The organism is Alistipes sp. Marseille-P2263 (assembly GCF_018101075.1).
GTDB classification, from domain to species: Bacteria; Bacteroidota; Bacteroidia; order Bacteroidales; family Rikenellaceae; genus Alistipes; species Alistipes dispar.
This window is the reverse complement of the sequence record NZ_JAGQEJ010000019.1, coordinates 1-3,389: the sequence shown is the minus strand read 5'-3', so window position 1 is coordinate 3,389 and position 3,389 is coordinate 1. Positions and strand designations below refer to the sequence as shown.

Sequence of the window (3,389 nt, the reverse complement as noted above, 5' to 3'; positions counted from 1 at the left end):
CCTGCGAGGAACACGCATCCGACGAGAATCATGATCTTCGAAGGTTTCGAGGGTTTGAGCGGGACAGTCGCGGGCTGCACGACGGCATAGACCGGGGTCGATTCCTGGACCTTCGCACGCGCCAGTTGCAACTGCTGGGCCGTCTGGTTGTAGAGGCTGTACGCCAGCGACATCTCGTTCTGCAACCGCTCCTCCTCCGTTCGGAAGCTCTTCCGCGAGAGCGCCTGATTCTGGTCCACGTACTGCGCGTAACGCTGCTGCGCCGCATAATACTTTCCCTGCGCCTCGTCGAAGAGCCGCTGCGTGAACTCCAGGTCGTGCCGCGCCTTGTCCGTGCGGTACTGCGTGATGTGGTTCTGCAGGTTGCGCATCACCGTGTCGGTCAGCGTCGCCGCGACGAGCGGGTCCTGCATCGTCACCGCCAGCGAGACGACCATCGTCTTCTTGTCCACGCTGGCCGCGATACGTTCCTGGAGGCTTCCGACCGTCTCGTTCTCCTCACGTGTCAGGCGGAAGGGGTCCGTCACGCCCGTTCCGCGGCGTTCGTCGTCCTCCGCGCGGAACAGCCCCGTGAACCATCCCAGCGCCTTGAACGGCGCTGCGGCGACGGCGCTCCACCAGGGTGAGCGCAGCTCTTCGGAGACATACTCCGAGACGGGCATCCGGCGCTCGTCCCGCGCCAGGCGGACCTCCACGTCGAACAGCTCGGTCATGAACGGCACCGACTGCACGATATCGGGGTACAGCTCCGGAGACATCGCATCCGCCGAGTTCATGCTCCCCACGTTGATCCCGGCCATCGAGGCCAGGGAGCCCAGTCCTCCCAGCGACGGCTTCCCGCCCTGCACCTCCGGGGCCAGCTTCACCGTAACCGTGTACTCCTTGGGGATGCTGAAGCCGATGACGAGTCCCGCCAACGCCCCCGCGACGCACCATCTGACGATCCTCCGGCGTCCGGCCCACAGCTTGCGCGCCAGCTCCACCAGGTCGATCTCACCATCCCCCGCAGGGGCGGTCGCTCTGTTCATCTCTTCCATCGTCCTTTCCGCTTATTTCGACAGGTTCGCGATCGACGCCGCCATCGTTCCGATCGACGCCGCCGACGTGGCCAGGCTCATGATCGCCGGGAGGCTCATGCCCTTGCGCTCGCGCTTCGAGGGGATGACGATCTCGCACCCCGGCTCTATGCGCGCCTTGCGAAGGCTCTTCACGCGGGACACCGTGCCGTTCATGTAGATCACGTACGCCTTGCTGCGCTTCGCACGGAGCCCGTAGCCGCCCGCCTGGCCGATATAGTATTTCAGATGCTTGCCCGCCATGTAGAGCACCGTATTGGGATACATCACCTCTCCCGAGATGCTCACCGTGGAGACGTATTCCGGAATCACCAGACGGTCTCCCTCGCGCAGCACCATGTCGTAGTCCGAACCGGGATTCGACAGCGCCTTGTCCAGCTCGATGCCCACCGTGTAGTAGTCGTCCAGTTGCAGCTTGTCCAGCGCCAGGGAATCTCCGCCCCGGCTGTTCTGGCGGGCCATGCGCAGCGTCGTCTCGCGCACTGCGCGCTCCTCGTCGTTCAGACGGCGGATCAGACGCGCCCCGTGCGCATAGGCGTCCGGCGTGAGGCCCCCGGCGCGGCGCACAAGGTCCGACAGGCGCTCGTTCTTCTTCACCAGCGTATAGCCTCCCGAGAACACCGCCTCGCCATCCAGCGTAACGCGACGCTGCTCCCGGTAGCCCGGGCTGCGGCGGACCTCCACGATGTCGTAGGGCGCCAGCTCGAAGTCCGCGTCGCCGTCCGTCACCAGTCCGTCCTTGAGCGAGAACGTGTAGATACGGCCCAGCTCGCTCGTCGGCTCCAGGCTCTTCGGGTCCTTCATGCGCCGCGAGACGTCCACCTTCACCGTAGAGGCCCCGTCCAGAAGACCTCCGGCCTGAACCACGAGGTCCTCGATCGTCGTATGCGCGGCATAGGGGTACACCCCCGGGCGAGCCACCTCGCCGCCGATGGTGAAGGACCCGCGCTCCTCCAGTTCGTGGATGCTCGGAACGATAAGCACGTCGTTGCGCCGCAGCTCCACGTCCGCGGAACGCCCCGACATGATGCCCCCGAGGTCCAGCGACAGAAGCTCCAGCGACAGGTCCTCGCGCTCACGAAGAAGCTGCGCGCGGCCCGTGAAGGCGTCGCCCTCCAGGCCCTCGGCGCGCTCGATCAGGGCCCGCACCGTGTGCATCGCGTCGCTCAGCTCGTACATCCCCTCCCGGTACACCGAGCCGCGGACCTCCACGCGGTTGGCGAAGCGGTCCAGAACGGACCCCACCGTCACCGCGTCTCCGTCCTCCAGCGTCCATCCGCCGAAATCGCTCTCCCGGACGTTGTAGAGCCGGTATTCGCGCCCCGTCTCGCGGATCACCCGGAGCTCCTTCGAGTAGGCGTCCCCCGTGAAGCCGCCCGCATAGTCCAGCAGACGACCCAGCGTCTCGCCTCGTTTCATCTCGTAGTGCATCGGACGCTTCACCTTCCCCGAGACGTTGACCAGCAGCTCGTAGGGGCGCACGATCACCACGTCGCCCTCTTCCAGACGCACGTCGTCGTCCTGACGACCCTCCAGCAGGTAGGCGTACACGTCCACGCGCGCCACTTCACGGCCCCCGCGCATCACGCCGATATCGCGAAGCCCGCCGATCGGAGTAACGCCCCCAGCGCGGTACAGCGCATGGAAGACCGTCGAAAACGACGACAGACGGTAAGTCCCGGGCGTCTCGACCTCTCCCATCACGTTCACCTGGATCGTGCGTAAACGCCCCAGCGTAACCCGCACTTCCGATGCGGGACTGTCGCCCGAGACCCCCGCGTAGATCTGTCCGAAGACCTCTCGAAGCTTCGCGTTCGCCTCGCCGATGGTCAGCCCGTTCAGATACACAGGACCCACCTGTTCGACCATGATATTGCCCTCGGGGGAGATCTCCTCTCGGAGGCTCCGCTCGTTCTCTCCCCAGATGTCGATGATGACCTCGTCGCCCGGACCCAGACGGTAGTTCGACGGCGTCGCCTGGTTCTCGTTCGGCTCGAAGGTCAGCGTGCGGCTCCGGAACACGTCGCGCCCGAAGACCTCGCGCGGGTCCGAGCGATCCGCCGCGGGGTCCGTGGCTGCCGAACTCACCACATCGAGACTCCCCGCGGTGAGCCGTTCCGAGGAGGACTGGACCCGTTCCCGTTGCTGACCCGAGATACCGCGGTCCGCAACGCGGACTTCGCTGCCCTGGCTCTCTTCGTACTTCCGCTTCAGACGCTCAGCCTGCTCCGCCGTAACCCCTCGAGCCAAAAGCTCCCTGCCGATCTGATGCTCGCTCTTGCCGTTCCGGCGACCTTCCAAAGCATACTCGAG

Annotated in this window: 2 protein-coding genes; both read right to left on the bottom strand. The window is 65.6% G+C overall.

What is annotated here, in order from left to right; genetic code table 11:
• A partial coding sequence (locus tag KB554_RS13145) for a Wzz/FepE/Etk N-terminal domain-containing protein (protein ID WP_211036490.1) occupies positions 1-1,037 on the bottom strand: 1,037 nt, incomplete at its 3' end.
• A gap of 12 nt (positions 1,038-1,049) precedes the next feature.
• Positions 1,050-3,389 (bottom strand): SLBB domain-containing protein (locus tag KB554_RS13140; RefSeq protein WP_211036489.1); only part of this gene is annotated, 2,340 nt, incomplete at its 5' end.